This window comes from Cellulosimicrobium sp. RS (genome assembly GCF_046159675.1).
GTDB classification, from domain to species: domain Bacteria; phylum Actinomycetota; class Actinomycetes; order Actinomycetales; family Cellulomonadaceae; genus Cellulosimicrobium; species Cellulosimicrobium funkei.
Genome location: NZ_JBJXVU010000002.1, coordinates 455,528 through 472,190 on the forward strand (window position 1 = coordinate 455,528; position 16,663 = coordinate 472,190).

At 77.0% G+C, this 16,663-nt stretch carries 18 protein-coding genes; 9 read left to right on the forward strand and 9 right to left on the reverse strand.

Annotated elements, in window-relative coordinates; genetic code table 11:
* Window positions 1-37 precede the first annotated feature (37 nt).
* Window positions 38-763 (forward strand): YqjF family protein, encoded by a 726-nt coding sequence (locus ACI769_RS05220; protein WP_409141267.1) that lies wholly within the window; start codon window positions 38-40, stop codon window positions 761-763.
* Between the two features lie 2 nt (window positions 764-765).
* On the opposite strand, the gene ACI769_RS05225 is transcribed toward ACI769_RS05220, so the two are convergent.
* The 4 genes from ACI769_RS05225 to ACI769_RS05240 form a co-directional block, all read right to left on the reverse strand.
* Window positions 766-1,425 carry a response regulator gene (locus tag ACI769_RS05225; RefSeq protein ID WP_409141268.1) on the reverse strand — a complete coding sequence of 220 codons (660 nt, stop codon included), beginning with the start codon at window positions 1,423-1,425 and terminating at the stop codon, window positions 766-768.
* Window positions 1,422-2,729 (reverse strand): sensor histidine kinase, encoded by a 1,308-nt coding sequence (locus ACI769_RS05230; RefSeq protein ID WP_409141269.1) that lies wholly within the window; start codon window positions 2,727-2,729, stop codon window positions 1,422-1,424. The genes ACI769_RS05225 and ACI769_RS05230 overlap by 4 nt, the downstream gene beginning before the upstream one ends.
* A gap of 145 nt (window positions 2,730-2,874) precedes the next feature.
* Complete coding sequence (locus tag ACI769_RS05235; protein WP_409141270.1) at window positions 2,875-3,768, reverse strand: hypothetical protein; 894 nt, start codon at window positions 3,766-3,768, stop codon at window positions 2,875-2,877.
* Complete coding sequence (locus ACI769_RS05240) at window positions 3,768-4,481, reverse strand: ABC transporter ATP-binding protein (RefSeq protein ID WP_085386649.1); 714 nt, start codon at window positions 4,479-4,481, stop codon at window positions 3,768-3,770. Before ACI769_RS05240 ends, ACI769_RS05235 begins: the two co-directional genes overlap by 1 nt.
* A 292-nt stretch (window positions 4,482-4,773) precedes the next feature.
* On the opposite strand from ACI769_RS05240, the gene ACI769_RS05245 reads away from it, so the two are divergent.
* The gene (locus ACI769_RS05245) at window positions 4,774-5,583 is read left to right on the forward strand and encodes a peptidoglycan-binding protein (protein ID WP_137279788.1); all 810 of its coding nucleotides are present in this window, start codon (window positions 4,774-4,776) and stop codon (window positions 5,581-5,583) included.
* Window positions 5,584-5,671: 88 nt separating this feature from the next.
* Window positions 5,672-6,343 carry a TetR/AcrR family transcriptional regulator gene (locus ACI769_RS05250; RefSeq protein ID WP_083711273.1) on the forward strand — a complete coding sequence of 224 codons (672 nt, stop codon included), beginning with the start codon at window positions 5,672-5,674 and terminating at the stop codon, window positions 6,341-6,343.
* Window positions 6,344-6,364: 21 nt separating this feature from the next.
* Here ACI769_RS05250 and ACI769_RS05255 read toward each other — a convergent pair whose 3' ends face one another.
* The 5 genes from ACI769_RS05255 to ACI769_RS05275 all read right to left on the reverse strand — a co-directional run bounded on the left by ACI769_RS05255 (window position 6,365) and on the right by ACI769_RS05275 (window position 11,209).
* A complete protein-coding gene (locus tag ACI769_RS05255; protein ID WP_409141271.1) occupies window positions 6,365-7,198 on the reverse strand; it encodes a DUF4190 domain-containing protein in 834 nt (277 codons plus the stop codon).
* Entirely contained in the window at window positions 7,195-7,845 is a 651-nt protein-coding gene (locus ACI769_RS05260; RefSeq protein WP_171467385.1) for a DUF4190 domain-containing protein, read from the reverse strand. Before ACI769_RS05260 ends, ACI769_RS05255 begins: the two co-directional genes overlap by 4 nt.
* 90 nt (window positions 7,846-7,935) lie before the next feature.
* Complete coding sequence (locus ACI769_RS05265) at window positions 7,936-8,721, reverse strand: exodeoxyribonuclease III (protein WP_409141272.1); 786 nt, start codon at window positions 8,719-8,721, stop codon at window positions 7,936-7,938.
* A 59-nt stretch (window positions 8,722-8,780) separates the two neighbouring features.
* Window positions 8,781-9,521: a response regulator gene (locus ACI769_RS05270; RefSeq protein ID WP_253705756.1), complete on the reverse strand. Its 741-nt coding sequence runs from the start codon at window positions 9,519-9,521 to the stop codon at window positions 8,781-8,783.
* The gene (locus ACI769_RS05275; protein WP_409141273.1) at window positions 9,518-11,209 is read right to left on the reverse strand and encodes an ATP-binding protein; all 1,692 of its coding nucleotides are present in this window, start codon (window positions 11,207-11,209) and stop codon (window positions 9,518-9,520) included. The genes ACI769_RS05270 and ACI769_RS05275 overlap by 4 nt, the downstream gene beginning before the upstream one ends.
* Window positions 11,210-11,392: 183 nt before the next feature.
* Between ACI769_RS05275 and ACI769_RS05280 the strand changes: the two genes are divergently transcribed.
* From ACI769_RS05280 to pyrE, 6 genes are read left to right on the forward strand one after another with little or no spacing between them, the layout of a single operon-like run.
* Window positions 11,393-12,463, forward strand: a complete 1,071-nt coding sequence (locus ACI769_RS05280; RefSeq protein ID WP_409141274.1) for a Bug family tripartite tricarboxylate transporter substrate binding protein — start codon at window positions 11,393-11,395, stop codon at window positions 12,461-12,463.
* On the forward strand, window positions 12,460-13,173 hold the full coding sequence (locus ACI769_RS05285; RefSeq protein WP_409141275.1) for a tripartite tricarboxylate transporter TctB family protein: 714 nt from the start codon (window positions 12,460-12,462) through the stop codon (window positions 13,171-13,173). The genes ACI769_RS05280 and ACI769_RS05285 overlap by 4 nt, the downstream gene beginning before the upstream one ends.
* Window positions 13,166-14,725 (forward strand): tripartite tricarboxylate transporter permease, encoded by a 1,560-nt coding sequence (locus tag ACI769_RS05290; protein WP_021482991.1) that lies wholly within the window; start codon window positions 13,166-13,168, stop codon window positions 14,723-14,725. Before ACI769_RS05285 ends, ACI769_RS05290 begins: the two co-directional genes overlap by 8 nt.
* The gene (locus ACI769_RS05295) at window positions 14,725-15,123 is read left to right on the forward strand and encodes a universal stress protein (protein ID WP_061267146.1); all 399 of its coding nucleotides are present in this window, start codon (window positions 14,725-14,727) and stop codon (window positions 15,121-15,123) included. The genes ACI769_RS05290 and ACI769_RS05295 overlap by 1 nt, the downstream gene beginning before the upstream one ends.
* Before the next feature lie 58 nt (window positions 15,124-15,181).
* Window positions 15,182-15,946, forward strand: a complete 765-nt coding sequence (locus ACI769_RS05300) for an SDR family oxidoreductase (RefSeq protein ID WP_061267145.1) — start codon at window positions 15,182-15,184, stop codon at window positions 15,944-15,946.
* A gap of 30 nt (window positions 15,947-15,976) precedes the next feature.
* Entirely contained in the window at window positions 15,977-16,564 is a 588-nt protein-coding gene (pyrE, locus tag ACI769_RS05305) for an orotate phosphoribosyltransferase (protein ID WP_021483023.1), read from the forward strand.
* The last annotated feature ends 99 nt before the right edge of the window (window positions 16,565-16,663 follow it).

Sequence of the window (16,663 nt, forward strand, 5' to 3'; positions counted from 1 at the left end):
GCCGCCCGGCGCGTCGCCGCACCCGACACCGCGGGTGGTGGTGAACGCCCAGCGCTGGGAGGCCCTGACGTTCCTGCACTGGCCTGTCGACCCGGCCGTCGTGCAGGGCTGGCTCCCGCCCGACCTCACCGTGCAGCAGGCGGGTGGGACGACGTGGCTCGGGGTGGACCCGTTCCGCATGGCGGGCGTCCGGGTCCCGCCGCTGCCGCCGCTGGGCGCGTGGTCGGCGTTCCCCGAGCTCAACGTCCGCGTGTACGTGCGCGACCGTGCGGGCGCCGAGGGCGTGTGGTTCCTCGGCCTGTGGGCGACGTCGCGCGCGTTCGTCGCCGCGACGCGCGCGGCCGGCGTCCCGTACCACCCGGCCCGCGCGGCGGTGCACGCGCGCGGCGACCGGGCCGGGGCGCCGTCCGCGGTGCGCTACCGGTTCCGGTCCGACGGCCGCGGGCCCCTGCACGTGCCGCACGAGCACCCGGGGCTGCGCGACCTCTCCCTGCACGCCGAGGTGCGCGCGCACGAGGAGGTGGATGCGTCGTCGGGCCTCGTGCGGTGGCTCACGGCACGGTGGTCCGCGTACGGCGCGCGGGCCGGGCGGCTGTGGCGGTTCCCCGTCGTGCACGAGCCGTGGACCCTGCGACGCGGAACCCTCGACGTCCTCGACACCGACCTGCTCGACCGCCTCGGGCTGCCGCCTGCCGACCCGCCGCTCGTGCACGTCGCCGCGCCGGTGCACGCTCGGTTCGCGGTCCCGCGGCCCGTGCGCTGAGGTCAGGCGGCCGGGTCGACGATCCCGTGCCGGAACGCCCACACGACGAGCTGCACGCGGTCGCGCGCGCGCGTCTTCGTCATGGCCCGGCTCAGGTGCGACTTCACGGTGCTCGGCTCGAGGAACAGCGCCGTCGCGATCTCCGCGTTCGACGACCCCCGGCACAGCAGCGCCACGATGTCGAGCTCGCGCGGCGTGAGGAGCGCGGCCGCGTCGTCGTCCCGCGACACCGGGGCACGACGCCGCGCGAACTCGCCGAGCACGCGGCGCGTGAGCGACTGGTCCACGAGGCCGTCGCCCGACGCGACGCGGCGGACGGCGTCCACGAGCACCTCCGGCTCCGCGTCCTTGAGCAGGAACCCGCTCGCCCCGGCCTCCAGCGCCCCGAACACGTAGTCGTCGAGGTCGAACGTGCTCACCACGAGGACGGGCACCGGGTCCGCGACGTCGGGCCCGGCGAGCGCGCGCGTCGCCGTGATGCCGTCGCCGCCGGGCATGCGCACGTCCATGCACACGACGTCGGGGCGCTCGCGGCGCGCGACCCGCACGGCGTCCGCGCCGTTCGACGCCTCGCCGACGACCTCCAGGCCCTCGCTCTCGAGGATGACGGTGAAGCCGGCGCGGACGACGGCCTGGTCGTCCACCAGCACGACACGGGTCACGAGGCCTCCTGGGCGGGGGTGCGGGGGTCGCGCGCGGGGGCGCGGGGGACGGTCAGCCGGACGAGCCACGCGCCGTCGGGCGTGCGCCGCGCGTCGAGCGTGCCGCCGAGCACGGCGGCGCGCTCGCGCATCCCCACGAGGCCGTGGCCCGGGCGGGAGTCCTGCGGGGGAGCGGTGCGACCGGCGGGGTTGCGCGCGGTGACGACGACGGCCGTCGGGCTCCACGCGAGCCGCACCGCGACCGGCCGTCCGGGCGCGTGCCGCCGCGCGTTGGCCAGCGCCTCCTGCAGCACGCGGTACACGGCGATCTGGGCGGTCGGTGCGGGGTCCCAGGGCTCGCCCTCGGTCTCGACGGTGACCGTCGTGCCCGCGGCGCGGGCGGTCTCGAGGAGCGCGGGGAGGTCGGCGAGCGTGGGCTGCGGAGCCTCGCGCGCGTCGCCCTCGTCCTCGCGCCCGCGCAGGATGCCGACCACGAGGCGCAGGTCGTCGAGCGTCTCGCGACCCTGCGACCGGATCCAGCGGACCGACTCCTTGGCGCGCTCCGGGTCGGCGTCGACGAGCCGTTCCGCCGCGGACGCCTGCACGACGATGCCCGAGAGGTGGTGCGCCGCGACGTCGTGCAGCTCGCGGGCCATGCGGGCGCGCTCCTCGAGCACGGCCTGCGCGGCGAGCGCCTCGCGCTCGCGCTCGGCGCGCACCACGCGGTCGCGCAGCTCGGTGACGAGCTCGCGCCGCGTCGCGACGTACGAGCCGACGAGCGCCGCGCCCACGAACGTGAGCACCGCCGAGAGGAGGGCGCCCCCCACCTGGAGGGCGTGCTGCGCGGGCCCGGCCCCGGCAGGGACGCCGAACCCGCCGAGCGCGAAGACGAGCAGGACCTGCGCGAGCGCCGCGAGCGCCGGCGCCCCGAGGCGCGCGCGGCGGGGCGCGTAGGCCCCGGCGGAGTAGGCGGCGACGAGCGTCGCCGGGGCCTGGAACCCGACGTACGGCGGCAGGAGGGCGGTGATCGCCACCTGCGCGACGACGGTCAGCGCGAGGCAGACCAGCGGCGCCCGACGGCGGAGCACGAGCGCCGCGGCCTGGCCGACGACGAGCGCGAGCACGGCTGCGCGCACGCCCGGGCTGATCACGCTCTCGCCCGGTCCCGCACCGAACGTGGCCCCGACCTCCGTCGCGAGGACGCGCTCGATGCCGAGGAACAGCGCGACGGTCGCGAGGGCGACGACACCGGCCAGCACGGCGTCGCGGCCGGTGTCGGTGCGGACGCCCGCCCGGTCGAGCGCGCGGCGCAGGGTCTCGGTCACGGTCCTCCTCCAACGGGCGACGGGTGCGGGGACGGGGTGCGCCGTCGGGCCCGCCCACCCTACGGGGCGGGCGGGCCGACGGCGCCGCGCGGCTCCTGGCCTGTGGACGACCGGGTCGTCGCGTCGGGAGCCGGACGGGCTGTGGTCAGACGAGGTCGCGTCGCCGCAGGCTGACGGCGCCCCCGCCGAGCAGGATCGCGGCCCACGCCGCGAGACCGGCCAGAGCGGCGAGCGCGCCGAGCGGGGCCGCGCCGCCGAGGAGCGTCGCGGCGGACCCGCCGGTCGACGCGAGCGCGCCCAGCCCGAGCGGGAGCCACTCGGCCGCGGCCGAGTCGCCGCCGGACAGGAGCGTCACCGCGCCGCGGACGATCGGCTCGGCGAGCGCGAGCGCGGCGACCGTGACGACGCCCGCGACCTGGCCGCGCACGAGGGTGCCGATGCCGAGCCCGAGCCACGCGAGCAGGACGAGCACCGCGAGCCCGCGGGCCCAGACGCCGAGGACGTCGCCGGGGCCGAGCGCGAGGCCCGCGCCCGGCGTCGTGACGATCGCGACGAGCAGGCCCAGGGCGCCCAGGAGGGCGAGGACGACGCCCACGCCGAGCGCGACGGTCGCCGTCGCGCCCGCCTTCGCGCCGAGGATGCGCAGCCGCGACGGCTGGACGAGCGCCGTGGGCACGATGCCTCCCGTGCGGAAGTCGGTCGTCACGGCGAGCACCCCGAGCAGGAGCATGCACACGGTCGCGACGCCGACGGAGCCGGAGCCGCCGAGGCCGGTGCCGAGGAGGTCGAGCATCGAGCGCTGGAACGCGGGCTGCGAGACGTCGGCGAGCGCACCGAGGTCCGGCGCGAGCTCGGCCACCATCTCAGGCGGGGCCTGGAGCCCGACGGTCGTGCCGCTGCCGGCCGCGTCGGCGCTGCGCAGGATCGTGGGGAGCAGCAGGGTGAAGGCCTGGACGACGAGCATCCCGGCGACGGCGACGGCCGCGACGACCCACGTCGCGCGGGTCGTGCGGAGCTTGAGCATCTCGGCGCGGTACATCAGCGCACCCCTTCGGTCGTGGCGGTCAGGTCGAGGTAGAAGTCCTCGAGGGACTCCCCGTGCAGCAGCTCGTCGAGCGGCCCCTCCGCGACGACGCGCCCCTGCCCGACGACGACGAGGTCGTCCGCGACCTGCCGCACCTCGGACAGCACGTGGCTCGCGAGGAGCACGGTGCCGCCGTCGTCGGCGAACGCGCGGACGAGGTCGCGCAGCCAGCGCATCCCGGCGGGGTCGAGACCGTTGGCGGGCTCGTCGAGGACGAGGACCTCCGGGTCGCCGAGCAGCGCGGCCGCGATCCCGACGCGCTGCCGCATCCCCAGCGAGTAGGTGCGCACGCGGCGGTCCGCGGCGGGCGTCATGCCGACGAGCGCGAGCACCTCGTCGACGCGCCGCGCCGGGATCCGCCCGGCGGAGGCGAGCACGCGCAGGTGGTCGCGCCCCGTGCGTCCCGGGTGCAGGCCGCCCGCGTCGAGCAGCGCGCCGACGGTGCGGGCCGGGTGCGCCAGGTCCGCGAACGCGCGGCCGTCGAACGTCGCGGTGCCCGCGGTCGGGGCCGCGAGCCCGAGCAGGACGTGGAGCGTGGTCGTCTTTCCGGCGCCGTTCGGGCCGAGCAGCCCGACGACGCGGCCCGGCGCGGCGGTGAACGTCACGTCGTGCACGGCGTCGAACGCCCCGTACGCCTTGCGCAGCCCGGAGACGTGGATGGTGGTCATGCCGGTCCCTCCCTCGTGCGTCCCGCACGGGCCTCCCGTGCGGTGCCCTACCAGGCTGTCGCGCGGGCCCCCACCGGGTCTTGCGGCGCAGGGCGGAACCTGCGTTGCGACCTCCGTGGGAGGCGCGGCGCCGCCCCGCTGGACCGGGGGAGCCGTGGCGGGTATCGCCGCAGGTGAGGGCGTCGGGCGTGACACACGAGCCGGGATGGGGCAGGGTGGACGTCCACCCGACCGCCCCGGCGGGCAGCGTGTCGCGCCGTCCGCCCCCTCGACAGCCCCGGAAGGAGGCGACGTGCGCCGACGCCACGACCGGTCCGGACCCGCCGAGCGGGACCGCACCGCCCCCCTCCAGCGGCCCGCGCGCCGCACCGCCACGCCGTGGGTCACGGTCGCCGCCGGTGCCGGGGCGGTGACGCTCGTCGTCGCCGTCGCGGGCATGGTCGGTGCCGCGACGGGCGGTGGCGAGGCGGTCGTCGTCGGCGGGGTCTCTGCCGAGGGCGGCGCGAACGGCGAGGACACGGTCCCCGCGGTCACGCCGCGCCCCGACACCCCCCGCCCCGAGGTGACCCGCATCCCTCCGCCCGACGCGGCGGACGGCACGTCCGACGACGCGCGCCCGGCCCCGTCCCCGCGCCCGTCCGCGAGCGGCCAGGGAGAGCAGGCCGCGCCCGGCGCGCCCGCGCCCACCACCGAGCCCGCGCCCGCTCCCACCGCGTCCGAGCCGACCCCGGCACCGACCGAGCCCGCCCCGACGTCCTCCCCGACGACCGACCCCGGCACCGGGTCCGTCTCGTGGGTCCAGGAGCGGCTCCGGGTGCACGGTGCCGACGTCGCCGTCACGGGGACGATGGACGACGCCACGCGCACCGCGCTGCGGTCGTTCCAGAAGGCGCACGGCCTCACACCCGACGGCACCGTCACCGCGGCGACCGCCGAGGCCCTGCGCGCCGCGCCGCCCGACGTCGAGGACCCCACCGGACCTGGCCCGACGCCCCCGGCCGAGCCCGCGCCGACGCCCTCCACCGACCGGCCGTCGGTGGCGGTGCCCGGGCCGTCGTCGAGCGCCGACGAGCCCGCCCCGACGCTCGCCCCCGCACCCTGAACCTTCTCCGCCCGGGCGCGGGCACCCCGCCGGGCCGCACCGCGGTCGGTAGGGTGTGCCCTCGTCGGACGACGGACGGAGCAGTGCCATGACGAGCGCGGCCATCGGCGCCGGGCAGGACCCCACGGGCTCCCGCCGCGCCGCGGCGCCCGACCCCGCCCGCGGGTACGCGAAGGGGCGCGCCAAGCGCGAGGAGATCCTCCAGGCGGCCGTCGTGCTCTTCGGCGAGGTCGGCTTCCACGCCGCGTCGCTGCGCGAGCTCGCGTCCCGCGTGGGCATGTCCCACCCCGGGCTGCTCCACCACTTCCCGACGAAGGCGGCGCTCCTCGAGGCGGTGCTCGACCACCGGGAGACCGTCGACCGCGCCGACCTCGAGGAGGACCTCGCGCGCGGGACCGACTTCTTCGACGCGCTGGTGCGGCTCGTCGAGCGCAACGCCCTGCGCCGGCCGATCGTCGAGCTGTTCACGGCGCTCGCGGCCGAGGCGACGTCGCCCGACCACCCGGCGCACGCGTACTTCGTCGAGCGCTACGAGTCGACGGTCGCGCGCATCGGCGAGCAGCTCTCCCGCCGCGCCCGGGCGGGCGGCCTGCGCGACGGCGTCGAGCCGGAGGTCGCGGCCCGCCAGCTCGTCGCGCTCATGGACGGTCTTCAGGTCCAGTGGCTGCTGTCCCTCGACCGCCCGCGGCCCGAGCGCGTGGACATGGCCGCGGACCTGCGCGCGTACCTGCGCCTCGTGCTGTCCGACGCCGAACGCTGACGGCGCGGTCCGCCCGGGACGTCAGCCGATCAGGTCCGCCGGGAGCGGGGCCTCGCTGCTCGCCAGGCACAGCCCGGTGCGGTCGCCGCCGCGCCAGGACGCCTCGGTCGGTGCCCACACCACGAGCCGCACGTCCTCCGGGGCATCCGGACCGAGGGTGTCGGGCGTGCACACGCGCGCCACCCGGCGGTCCACGGCGTCCTGGCCGGGCCAGACCTCGTCCGCGCCCAGGTCGGTGCGGCCGACGACCTGCGCCCGATGCTCGTCGGCGCACGGGACGGCGCGCACGCGCGACACCTCGCCGTCGGGCGGGAGCTCGTCGAGGCACGTCCCCAGCACGAGCTGCACCGCGCTCACCGTACGGGGCGCGTCCACGTCGCCCGCGAGCGGCGTGCGCGCCTGCTCGCCCTGCCACCAGGCGATCCCGCCCACCACCCATCCGAGCGTCGCGACGGCGCCGAGCACCATCCCGGTCACGGCCAGGCCGCGTCCGCGGGTGCCGCGGGAGCGGACGCGCGACAGGGCCGCGGCGCCGAGGCCGACCCCGACCGGCCCGAGCACCACGCCCGCCGGCACGCTCGCGACGGCGAGCGGCTCGACGCCGGGCGCCGCGGGCTGCCACCCGGGTGCGTAGTACGTCTCCGGGGCGAAGCCGGGCCGGTCGCCGGGCCCGGGCGGCGGCACGGGTGCCGCCGCACCCGAGGGGTCGTACGGCGTCGGGCCGGCCTGGGGCGCGCCGTCCGCGGCGCGGGGCTCCGGGGCCCCGGGCGCTGCCGCGGGGGGCGGGACGGGCGGGCCTCCCGAGGGCCCGGACGTGCGGCCGCCGGGCGGGGCGAAGAGGTCGTCGTCGCTCACGGTGCCGAGTCCCCCAGCGTCCCGGCGAGGACCACGAGCATCGCGAACGCCGTGCCGACCGCGCCGACGACGATCCCCGTCACCGCGAAACCGCGCCCGCGCGTGCCGTCGCGCATGACCTGGTTGAGCGCCACGATGCCCAGCACGAGGCCGACGAGGCCGGGGAAGCCCGCGCAGAGCACGAGGCTCGCGATCGACACGATCATGGACGCGAGCGCGAGCCCGTTGGTCCGCGGCGGGGGCGCGTAGGGCGCGCCGTACGGCGGCGGGTAGCCCCCGTAGCCCGGCGCCGGGTACGCCGCGGGTCCGGGCGGCGCCGCGTACCCGGGCGTCCCGCCGTACGACGGCGCCGCCCCGGGGGCGTAGGGGGAGCCGGGGCCGTAGGGCGACCCGGCGGGCGCGGCCGGCGCGCCGTACGGGGCGCCGGCGCCCGGCGTGCTCCCGTACCCGCTCCCGCCGCCCGGCGTGCTCCCGTACCCGCCCCCGGCGCCCGACGGCGCGACGAACCCGCCGTCGTCCGGCGCGGCGGGGGCGTCCTCGGTGGGCGGGTGGTACGGCGTGAGCGGCGGCTGGTGCGGACGCCGCGGGGCGTACGGGTCGGCGGGCTCGTCGGGGGACCCGTACGGAGGGACGGGTGGCGTCGTCATGGACACACCGTAGCGAGGGGACGCGCCCCGTCCGGCCCGGACCCGCGGCGCGGACCCGCGGCCCGAGCCCGACGGCGGACGCCCCGGAGGTCAGTCCGCCAGGTCGACGACGACCGGCACGTGGTCCGACGCGCCCTTGCCCTTGCGCTCGTCGCGGTCGATCGTCACGCCCGTGACGCGCGCGCGGGCGGCGGGCGACAGGTACGCGAAGTCGATGCGCATGCCCTCGTTCCGCGGGAACCGCAGCCGCTGGTAGTCCCAGTAGGTGTAGGTGCGCTCGGCGGGGATCGCCTCGCGCGTGACCTCGGTGTACCCGGCGGCGCCGAACGCGGCGAAGGCGTCCCGCTCGGCGGGGGTGACGTGCGTCTTCCCGGCGAAGTACGCGACGTCCCACAAGTCGGTGTCGAGCGGCGCGACGTTCCAGTCCCCGACGAGCGCGACCTGCGCCGCCGGGTCGGCGGCGAGCCAGCCCGCGGCCTGCGCGCGCAGCTCGTCGAGCCAGCGCAGCTTGTAGGCGTAGTGCGGGTCGCCGACCTCGCGCCCGTGCGGCACGTACAGGCTCCACACGCGCACGCCCCCGCACGTGGCACCGAGCGCGCGCGCCTCCACCGTGTCGCCGAACGCGGGCTGGCCGGGGAACGACGTCTCGACGTCGTCCAGGCCCACGCGCGAGACGACGGCGACGCCGTTCCACTGGTTCACGCCGACGTGCGCGACCTCGTACCCGGCCGCCTCGAACGGCGCGACGGGGAACTGCGCGTCCGTGCACTTGGTCTCCTGGAGCGCGAGGACGTCGGTCCCCGTCCGCTCGAGGAACGCGACCGCGCGGTCGACGCGGGCACGGACGGAGTTGATGTTCCAGGTCGCGAGGCGCACGGGCCCCACCGTACGGCGTCGCGGGCGCGACCCGCAGCGACCCGCAGCGGTCCCGACGGTCAGGCGGGCCGGTAGCCGTTCTCCGGCCGCCCGGCCGCGCCGTACCGGGGCGCGACGTCGGCGCGCCCCGTGGCGACGAGGTGCTCGAGGTAGCGGCGAGCGCTCACGCGCGACATGCCGGTCCGTGCGGCGACCTCGCCCGCCGACGCGTCGCCCGCGTCGGCGCACGCCGCCGCGAGCGCCTCGACGACGAGCCGCAGGCTGCGCTCGGACAGCCCCTTCGGCAGCGCCGCGGCCTCCGGCAAACCGCGCCGCACGAGGCGGTCGACGGCGTCCTGGTCGAGCTCGTCGCCCGCGGTGCGCAGCGAGTCGCGCAGACGGGCGACCTCGTCGAGCCGACCGCGCAGCGCCGCGGCCGTGAACGGCTTGACGAGGTAGTGCTGCACGCCGCCCGCCATGGCCTGGCGGACGCTCTCCAGCTCGCGCGCGGCGGTCGTCGCGACGACGTCCACGGGCGGGGACGGCCGGCGCCGGATCTGGCGCAGCACGTGCAGCCCGGTCGCGTCGGGCAGGTAGATGTCGAGCAGCACGACGTCCGGGTCGAGCACGGCGAACGCGCGCAGCGCCTCGGCCGCGGTGCGCGCCTCACCCACGACGACGAAGCGCGGGTGCGACTCGACGAAGCCGCGGTGCAGGCGCGCGATCGTCGGGTCGTCCTCGACGACGAGGACGCGCAGCCGGTCGCCCGGCGGCGCCGTGGGCGCGCCGGTGGGGGCGGGGGAGCGGCCGGCGGGGGTCACGACGCCGTCTCCGGCGTCCGGGCCCGGGCGCCCGCGGCGGCGTCGACGGGCTCCGCGGGGAGGGCGACGGCGACGCGCGCCCCGCCGAGCACGGAGGTCGTCACCTCGACCGTCCCGCCGCGCCGCGCGGCGACGCGCCGCACGAGCGCGAGACCGATCCCGCGCCCGGGCGGGCCCGCCTTCGTGGTGTACCCGGCGGCGAAGACGTCGGCGCGGGAGCCCGCGGGGATGCCGGGCCCGTCGTCCTCGACGACGACGACCACGCGGTTGCCCGGCGTCGGACCGGTGCCGTCGGGCGCGCGGTCGGTCACGAGCACGCGGACGCGCCCCCCGGGCCCGACGGCGTCGACCGCGTTGTCGACGAGGTTGCCGAGCACGGTGAGGGCGTCGCCGTGCAGGGCGGCGTCGTCGGGCCCCGTGGGCGCGGCGAGGTGCGCGGACGGCGACACCTCGAGGCGTGAGCCGCGCTCGCGCGTCGTCGTGGCCTTGACCAGGAGCAGCGCCGCGACCTCGGGGGAGTGGACGCCGGGCGCGACGCCCGATGCGGTGAGCAGCCCGCCGTGCCCGGCACGCTCGATGAACGCGACGGCCTCGTCGGCCTGCCCGAGCTCCAGCAGGCCCGAGACGACGTGCAGCTTGTTGGCGAACTCGTGGGACTGCGCGCGCAGCGCGTCGGTGAGGCCGCGCGCGCCGTCCAGGTCGCGCAGGAGCGCGTGCAGCTCGGTGTGGTCGCGCAGGAGCAGTACCGTCCCCACGGCGCGCCCGGCGACCCGGGCCCGGTCGGCGCGCGCGAGCAGCACGCGCTCGCCCGCGAGGACGAGCGCGCCGCCCTCCTCGGGCCCGGCGGCGGGCGCGTCGGCGTCGGCGGGCCCCGCGGCGTCGGGCACGAGCGCGAGAAGCTGCGGGTCGAGGACGTCGTGCGCGGGCCGCCCGACGGCGTCGGCCGCCGCGATCCCGAGGAGGCGCTGCGCCTCGTCGTTGACGAGCACGACCGCGCCGTCGCGGTCGAGCGCGACGACGCCCTCGGAGATGCCGTGGAGCATCGCGTCGCGCGTCTCGAGCAGCCGGCCGATCTCCTCGGGCTCGAGCCGGAAGATGCGGCGGCGCACGGCGCGCGTCACGAACGCCGCGCACACCACGCCGAGGGCCGCCGCGACGCTGAGGGCCGCGAGCAGCCACCCGAGGTCGTCGGCGAGGTCGTCGGCCAGGTCGGACTCGAGGATGCCGACGCTCGCCGTCCCGACGACGTCCCCCTCGGGCCCGAACACCGGGACCTTGACGCGCCACGACTCGCCCAGCGTGCCGGTCTGCGTGCCCGTCCAGACCTCGCCGGAGAGCGGGACCGACGGGTCGGTCGAGACCGTCTCGCCGATGCGCGTCGGGTCGGGGTGGGAGTACCGCACGCCCTCGTCGTCCGTGACGACGACGTACGTGACGTCGGAGGCCTCGCGGATGACCTCCGCGATCGGCTGGATCGTCGCGGCGGGGTCGTCGTCGTCGAACGCGTCGATGATCGCGGGCAGGCGCGCGACGGAGAACGCGACCGCGGTCATGCGGTCGAGGTAGGCGTCGCGGAGCTGGCGGTGCTGCAGGGTCGAGGCGACCGCCCCCGCCGACGCCACGACCAGGAGCACGATGGCGACCTGCAGCACGAGAAGCTGCACCCGGAGCGACACTGCTCGACCCACCGCACCAGTGTGCCCCAGGTCCGCCGCACCCGGGCCTCGGCCGTGACCACAACGACCGCAACCACCGGATCGACCACAACGTCCAGTACGACCGCAGCCCTCGCCGTGCCGCCCCGCGCTCCTAGGCTCCCCGGATCAGGTCGTGAGGCCCGCGCCGTTGCGGGCCCCGCTCAAGGAGGAGACATGCGATCCGTCGTCCGCCCGCGCTCCGGGCACACCGTCAGCCCGCGGCACGCACTCACCGCGACGCTCGCCGCAGGACTCGTCCTCGGTCTCGCCGCGTGCTCGGGCCTCGAGCCCAGCGCCCCCACGACGGGCGGCTCCGGCGACGCGTCCGGCGAGGCCGCCGCGTCCGTCGACGAGCTCGCGATCGTCGTCCCGGCAGACCCCGGCGGGGGCTGGGACCAGACCGGCCGCGCGATGCAGCAGGACCTCCAGGGTTCCGGGCTCGTGCGCACCGCGACCGTCACGAACGTCGGCGGCGCCGGCGGCACGGTCGGCCTCGCGTCGCTCGCCAACACCACCGACCCCCACACGCTGCTCGTCATGGGCCTCGTCATGGTCGGCGCGGTCGAGACCAACGAGTCGCAGGCCCGCATCGAGGACACCACCCCGATCGCGCGCCTCACCGAGGAGCCCCTCGTCGTCGTCGTGCCCGCGTCGTCGCCGTACCAGACGCTCGAGGACCTCGTCGACGACGTCGTGGCGAACGGCAAGTCCGTCTCCATCACCGGTGGCTCCGCCGGCGGGGCCGACCACATCCTCGCGGGGATGCTCCTCCAGGCGGCCGACGTGCCGTCGGCCGAGGTGGGCGGGCTCCTCAACTACGTCGCCTACTCGGGCGGCGGCGAGTCGCTCGCCGCGCTGCTCGGCAACAAGGTCAGCGCCGGGATCTCCGGCGTCGGCGAGTACGCGGAGCAGGTCAAGGCCGGGACCGTCCGGGCGCTCGCGGTCTCGGGCGCCGAGCGCACGGACCTGCTGCCCGACGTGCCGACCATGACCGAGGCCGGGTACGACGTCGAGCTCACGAACTGGCGCGGCGTCGTCGCGCCGGGCGACCTCTCCGACGAGGACCGCGCCGCCCTCGAGCTGCTCGTCAGCGAGATGGTCGCGTCCGACGAGTGGCAGGCGACGCTCGAGGAGAAGGGCTGGGACGACGCGTTCCTCGTGGGCGAGGAGTTCGACGGCTTCCTCACGGAGAACATCGCCGACATCCAGATGACGCTCACCGACGTCGGCCTGGTCACGCCGTGACGAGGCGTCGCGCCTCGCGCGACGCGCCACCCGACGCGTCGCGCGAGCCGGGGTCGTCGCAGGCTCCGTCCGCGGGGTCGTCCGCCGCGGCTCCCGAGCCTGGACCGTCCGACGCCGAGCCCCGCCCCGGGCCGGCGCCGGCGACGGCCGTCGGCGACCCCGCCGACGGCCCGGCCGCCGGGGACCCCGCAGGCGCCACCCCCGCCGCGGGTCCCCGGCGGCGACCCGGCGAGCTCGTCGTCGCCGGCGTCACCGCCGCCCTCGGGGTGTTCGTGCTCCTCGACGCCGGGACGATCGTCGTGCCCGGCTCGGCGAACACGCTCGGTCCCCGGGCGTTCCCCTACCTCGTGGGCGCGATGCTGCTCGCCACCGGCCTCGTGCTGCTCGTCGCCGTCTGGCGGGGGCACGGCGGCCAGGAGGAGGACAGCGAGGACGTCGACCCCGACGCCCGCACCGACTGGCTGACCGTCGGTCTCCTCGGTGCGGTGCTGTTCGTGCACGTCTACGCGATCAACCTCGTCGGGTGGCCGCTCGCCGCGACGCTCCTGTTCGCCGGGGCCGCGATCGTCCTCGGCGCTCGCCCGTGGTGGCGCGCCGCCGTGCTCGGCCTCGTCCTGGCCCTGGTGATCCAGGTCCTGTTCGGGGGCGTGCTCGGGCTGTCGCTCCCGCCCGGCCCGCTCCTGGAGGGGGTGACCTGGTTCCGTGGATAACCTCACCGCGCTGCTCGACGGGTTCGCGACCGTCGTCCAGCCCGTCTACCTGCTCTACGCGCTGTTCGGCGTGTTCGTCGGGACCGCGGTCGGGGTGCTCCCCGGCATCGGCCCCGCGATGACGATCGCGCTGCTCCTGCCGCTCACGTACTCGCTCGACGCGACGGCCGCCATCATCGTGTTCGCCGGCATCTACTACGGCGGCATGTACGGCGGGTCGACGACGTCGATCCTGCTCAACACGCCCGGCGAGTCGTCGTCGATCGTCACGGCGCTCGAGGGCAACAGGATGGCCCGCATGGGCCGAGGGGCGGCCGCGCTCGCGACCGCCGCGATCGGCTCGTTCGTCGCGGGCACCATCGCGACCGTCGCCCTGACGTTCGTCGCGCCGTACGTCGCGCGCTGGGCCGTGCAGCTCGGCGAGCCCGACTACTTCGCGCTCATGGTCGTCGCGTTCGTGACCGTCGGCGCCCTGCTCGGGTCGTCGGTGCCGCGCGGCATGGCGTCCCTGTCGCTCGGCCTGTTCCTCGGGCTCATGGGCACCGACACGCTCACCGGCCAGCAGCGGTTCACGTTCGGCGTCCCGACGCTCGCCGACGGGATCGACGTCGTCATCGTCGCCGTCGGCCTCTTCGCGGTGGGCGAGGCGCTGTACGTCGGGTCGCGCCTGCGGCACGGTCCCGTGCACGTCATCCCCGTCGAGAAGGGCTGGCGCTCCTGGATGAAGCGCGAGGACTGGCGGCGGTCCTGGAAGCCGTGGCTGCGCGGGACGGCGATCGGGTTCCCGGTCGGCACCATCCCGGCGGGCGGCGCCGACGTCGCGACCTTCCTGTCCTACGCCGCCGAGCGCAAGTCCGCCGGGAAGCACAAGGACGAGTTCGGCAAGGGCGCGATCGAGGGCGTCGCGGGCCCGGAGGCGGCGAACAACGCCGCGGCGTCCGGCGTCCTCGTGCCGCTCCTCACGCTCGGCCTCCCGACGACGGCGACCGCCGCGATCATCATCGTCGCGTTCCAGTCGTACGGCATCCAGCCGGGCCCGCTGCTCTTCGAGAGCCAGTCCGCGCTCGTGTGGGCGCTCGTCGCGAGCCTCTACGTGGGCAACCTCATGCTCATCGTGCTCAACCTGCCCCTCGTGGGCATGTGGGTGAAGGTGCTCCAGATCCCGCGGCACTACCTCTACGCGGGCATCCTGCTGTTCGGCGCGCTCGGCTCGTACGCGCTGAACTTCTCCCCGGTCGACGTGCTCATCCTGCTCGTGATCGGCGCGATCGGGTTCTTCATGCGGCGCTACGGCTACCCCGTCGCGCCCATGGTCGTCGGCATGATCCTCGGGCCCATGGCCGAGGACCGCCTGCGCCGCTCGCTCGCGATCAGCCAGGGCGACCTGACGACGCTCGTCACCAGCCCGTTCGCCGCGACGGCCTACGCCCTCGTCGCCGTCGTGGTCCTCGCGGGCCTCTGGCTGCGCCGGCGCGAGCGCCGCACCGGCGCCGAGCTCGCGGCGCTCGCGGAGGACGTCCGCGTCGAGGCCCAGGACCAGGAGGTGCGCTGATGACCGTCGTCCTCGCCTACGCGCCCGGCGAGCTCGGGACCGCCGCGACGCGGGCCGCGGCCCGGGCGGCCGTCCTGCTCGGCGCCGGCGTCGTCGTGGTCAACACGACGCGCGGCGACCGGCTCGTCGACCCGCGCTGGGCCGACCACGACCAGCTCGTCGAGGTCGGCACGATCCTCGAGGAGGCGGGCGTCGAGCACGAGGTGCGGCACCTGCAGTCCTCCGCGCTGCCCGCGGAGGTCGTGCTCGGTGTCGCGGCCGAGGTCGACGCCGACCTCGTCGTCGTCGGGGTGCGGCACCGCACCCCCGTGGGCAAGCTCGTGCTCGGCTCCACCGCCCAGCAGATCCTGCTGGGCGCCGCGTGCCCCGTGCTCGCCGTGAAGCCGCCGGCCCGGTGACACGACTCCACCCCGCCTGCGGGCGCCCGGGTCACCCGGGCGCCCGTAGGCTGTGACCATGGCGACAGCACTCATCACCGGCGCGAGCGCCGGCCTGGGTTTGGAGTTCGCGTGGCAGCTCGCCACGGCGCGGCACGACCTCGTCCTCGTGGCGCGCGACGAGGCGCGCCTCGAGGAGACCGCACGGCAGATCCGCGCCGCGGCCGGGGTGCGCGTCCAGGTGCTGCGCGCCGACCTCTCCGTGCCCGACGACGTCGCGCGCGTCGCGGAGCGCCTCGCCACGACCGGCGGGCCGGACGAGCGCCCGGTCGGGCTGCTCGTCAACAACGCGGGCTTCGCGACGCACCAGCACTTCGTCGGGGGCGACCTCGACGTCGAGCTCGAGGCGCTCGACGTCATGGTCCGCGCCGTCATGGTGCTGTCCCACGCGGCCGCGGGCCAGATGACCGAGCGCGGGCGCGGTGCGATCCTCAACGTCGCGTCGGTCGCGGCCCTCACCGCGGGCGGCACGTACGCGGCGGCGAAGGCGTGGGTGCGGTCCTTCACGGAAGGCCTCGCCGTCGAGCTGCACGGCACGGGCGTCACCGCGACCGTGCTGTGCCCCGGCTTCACGCACACCGAGTTCCACGACCGCGCGGGCATCGACAAGTCCGTGCTCCCCGACCTCGCGTGGCTCGACGCGGACCGGGTCGTCGCGGAGGCGCTCGCGGACGTGCGGCGGGGTGTCGTCATCTCCACGCCGTCGGTGCGGTACCGGGTCGCCTCGGCGGCCCTGCGCGCGATGCCGCGCTCGGCCGTCCGCGCGATCGGCAAGTACCGCTAGGCACGGGGCGGGCCCGATACCCTGGCGGTCGTGACTACCGACCCCGCCTCGACGCTCGCCTCGACCCCCCGCGAGCAGCTGCTCGGCCTCATCCGCGAGCTCGCCGTCGTGCACGGCCGCGTGACGCTCTCCTCGGGCAAGGAGGCGGACTACTACGTGGACCTGCGCCGCGTCACGCTGCACCACCGCGCGGCGCCGCTCATCGGCCACCAGCTCCTCGACCTCCTCGAGGAGCAGGGGCTCGGCACGGCGGAGATCGACGCGGTGGGCGGGCTGACGCTCGGCGCCGACCCCATCGCGACCGCCCTCCTGCACGCCGCCGCGTCCCGTGGCCAGGACCTCGACGCGTTCGTGGTGCGCAAGGCGGCCAAGGCGCACGGGATGCAGCGCCAGATCGAGGGCCCCGACGTCGCGGGCCGGCGGGTCGTCGTGGTCGAGGACACGACGACGACGGGCGGCTCGCCGATCACGGCGATCGAGGCCGTGCGCGCGGCCGGGGGCGAGGTCGCGGGCGTCGCGACGATCGTCGACCGGGCCACGGGCGCGGGCGCGAAGATCGAGGCGCTCGGCGTCCCGTACCACTACCTGTTCAGCCTGGAGGACCTGGGTCTCGCCTGAGCTCCTCCGCTCCGTCTCCCTCCGCTCGACGCGGCGCACCGCCCCGCGGCCTCCTGGGCCGCGGGGCGTCGTCGTGCGACGAGGCGCGCGTCACATCAC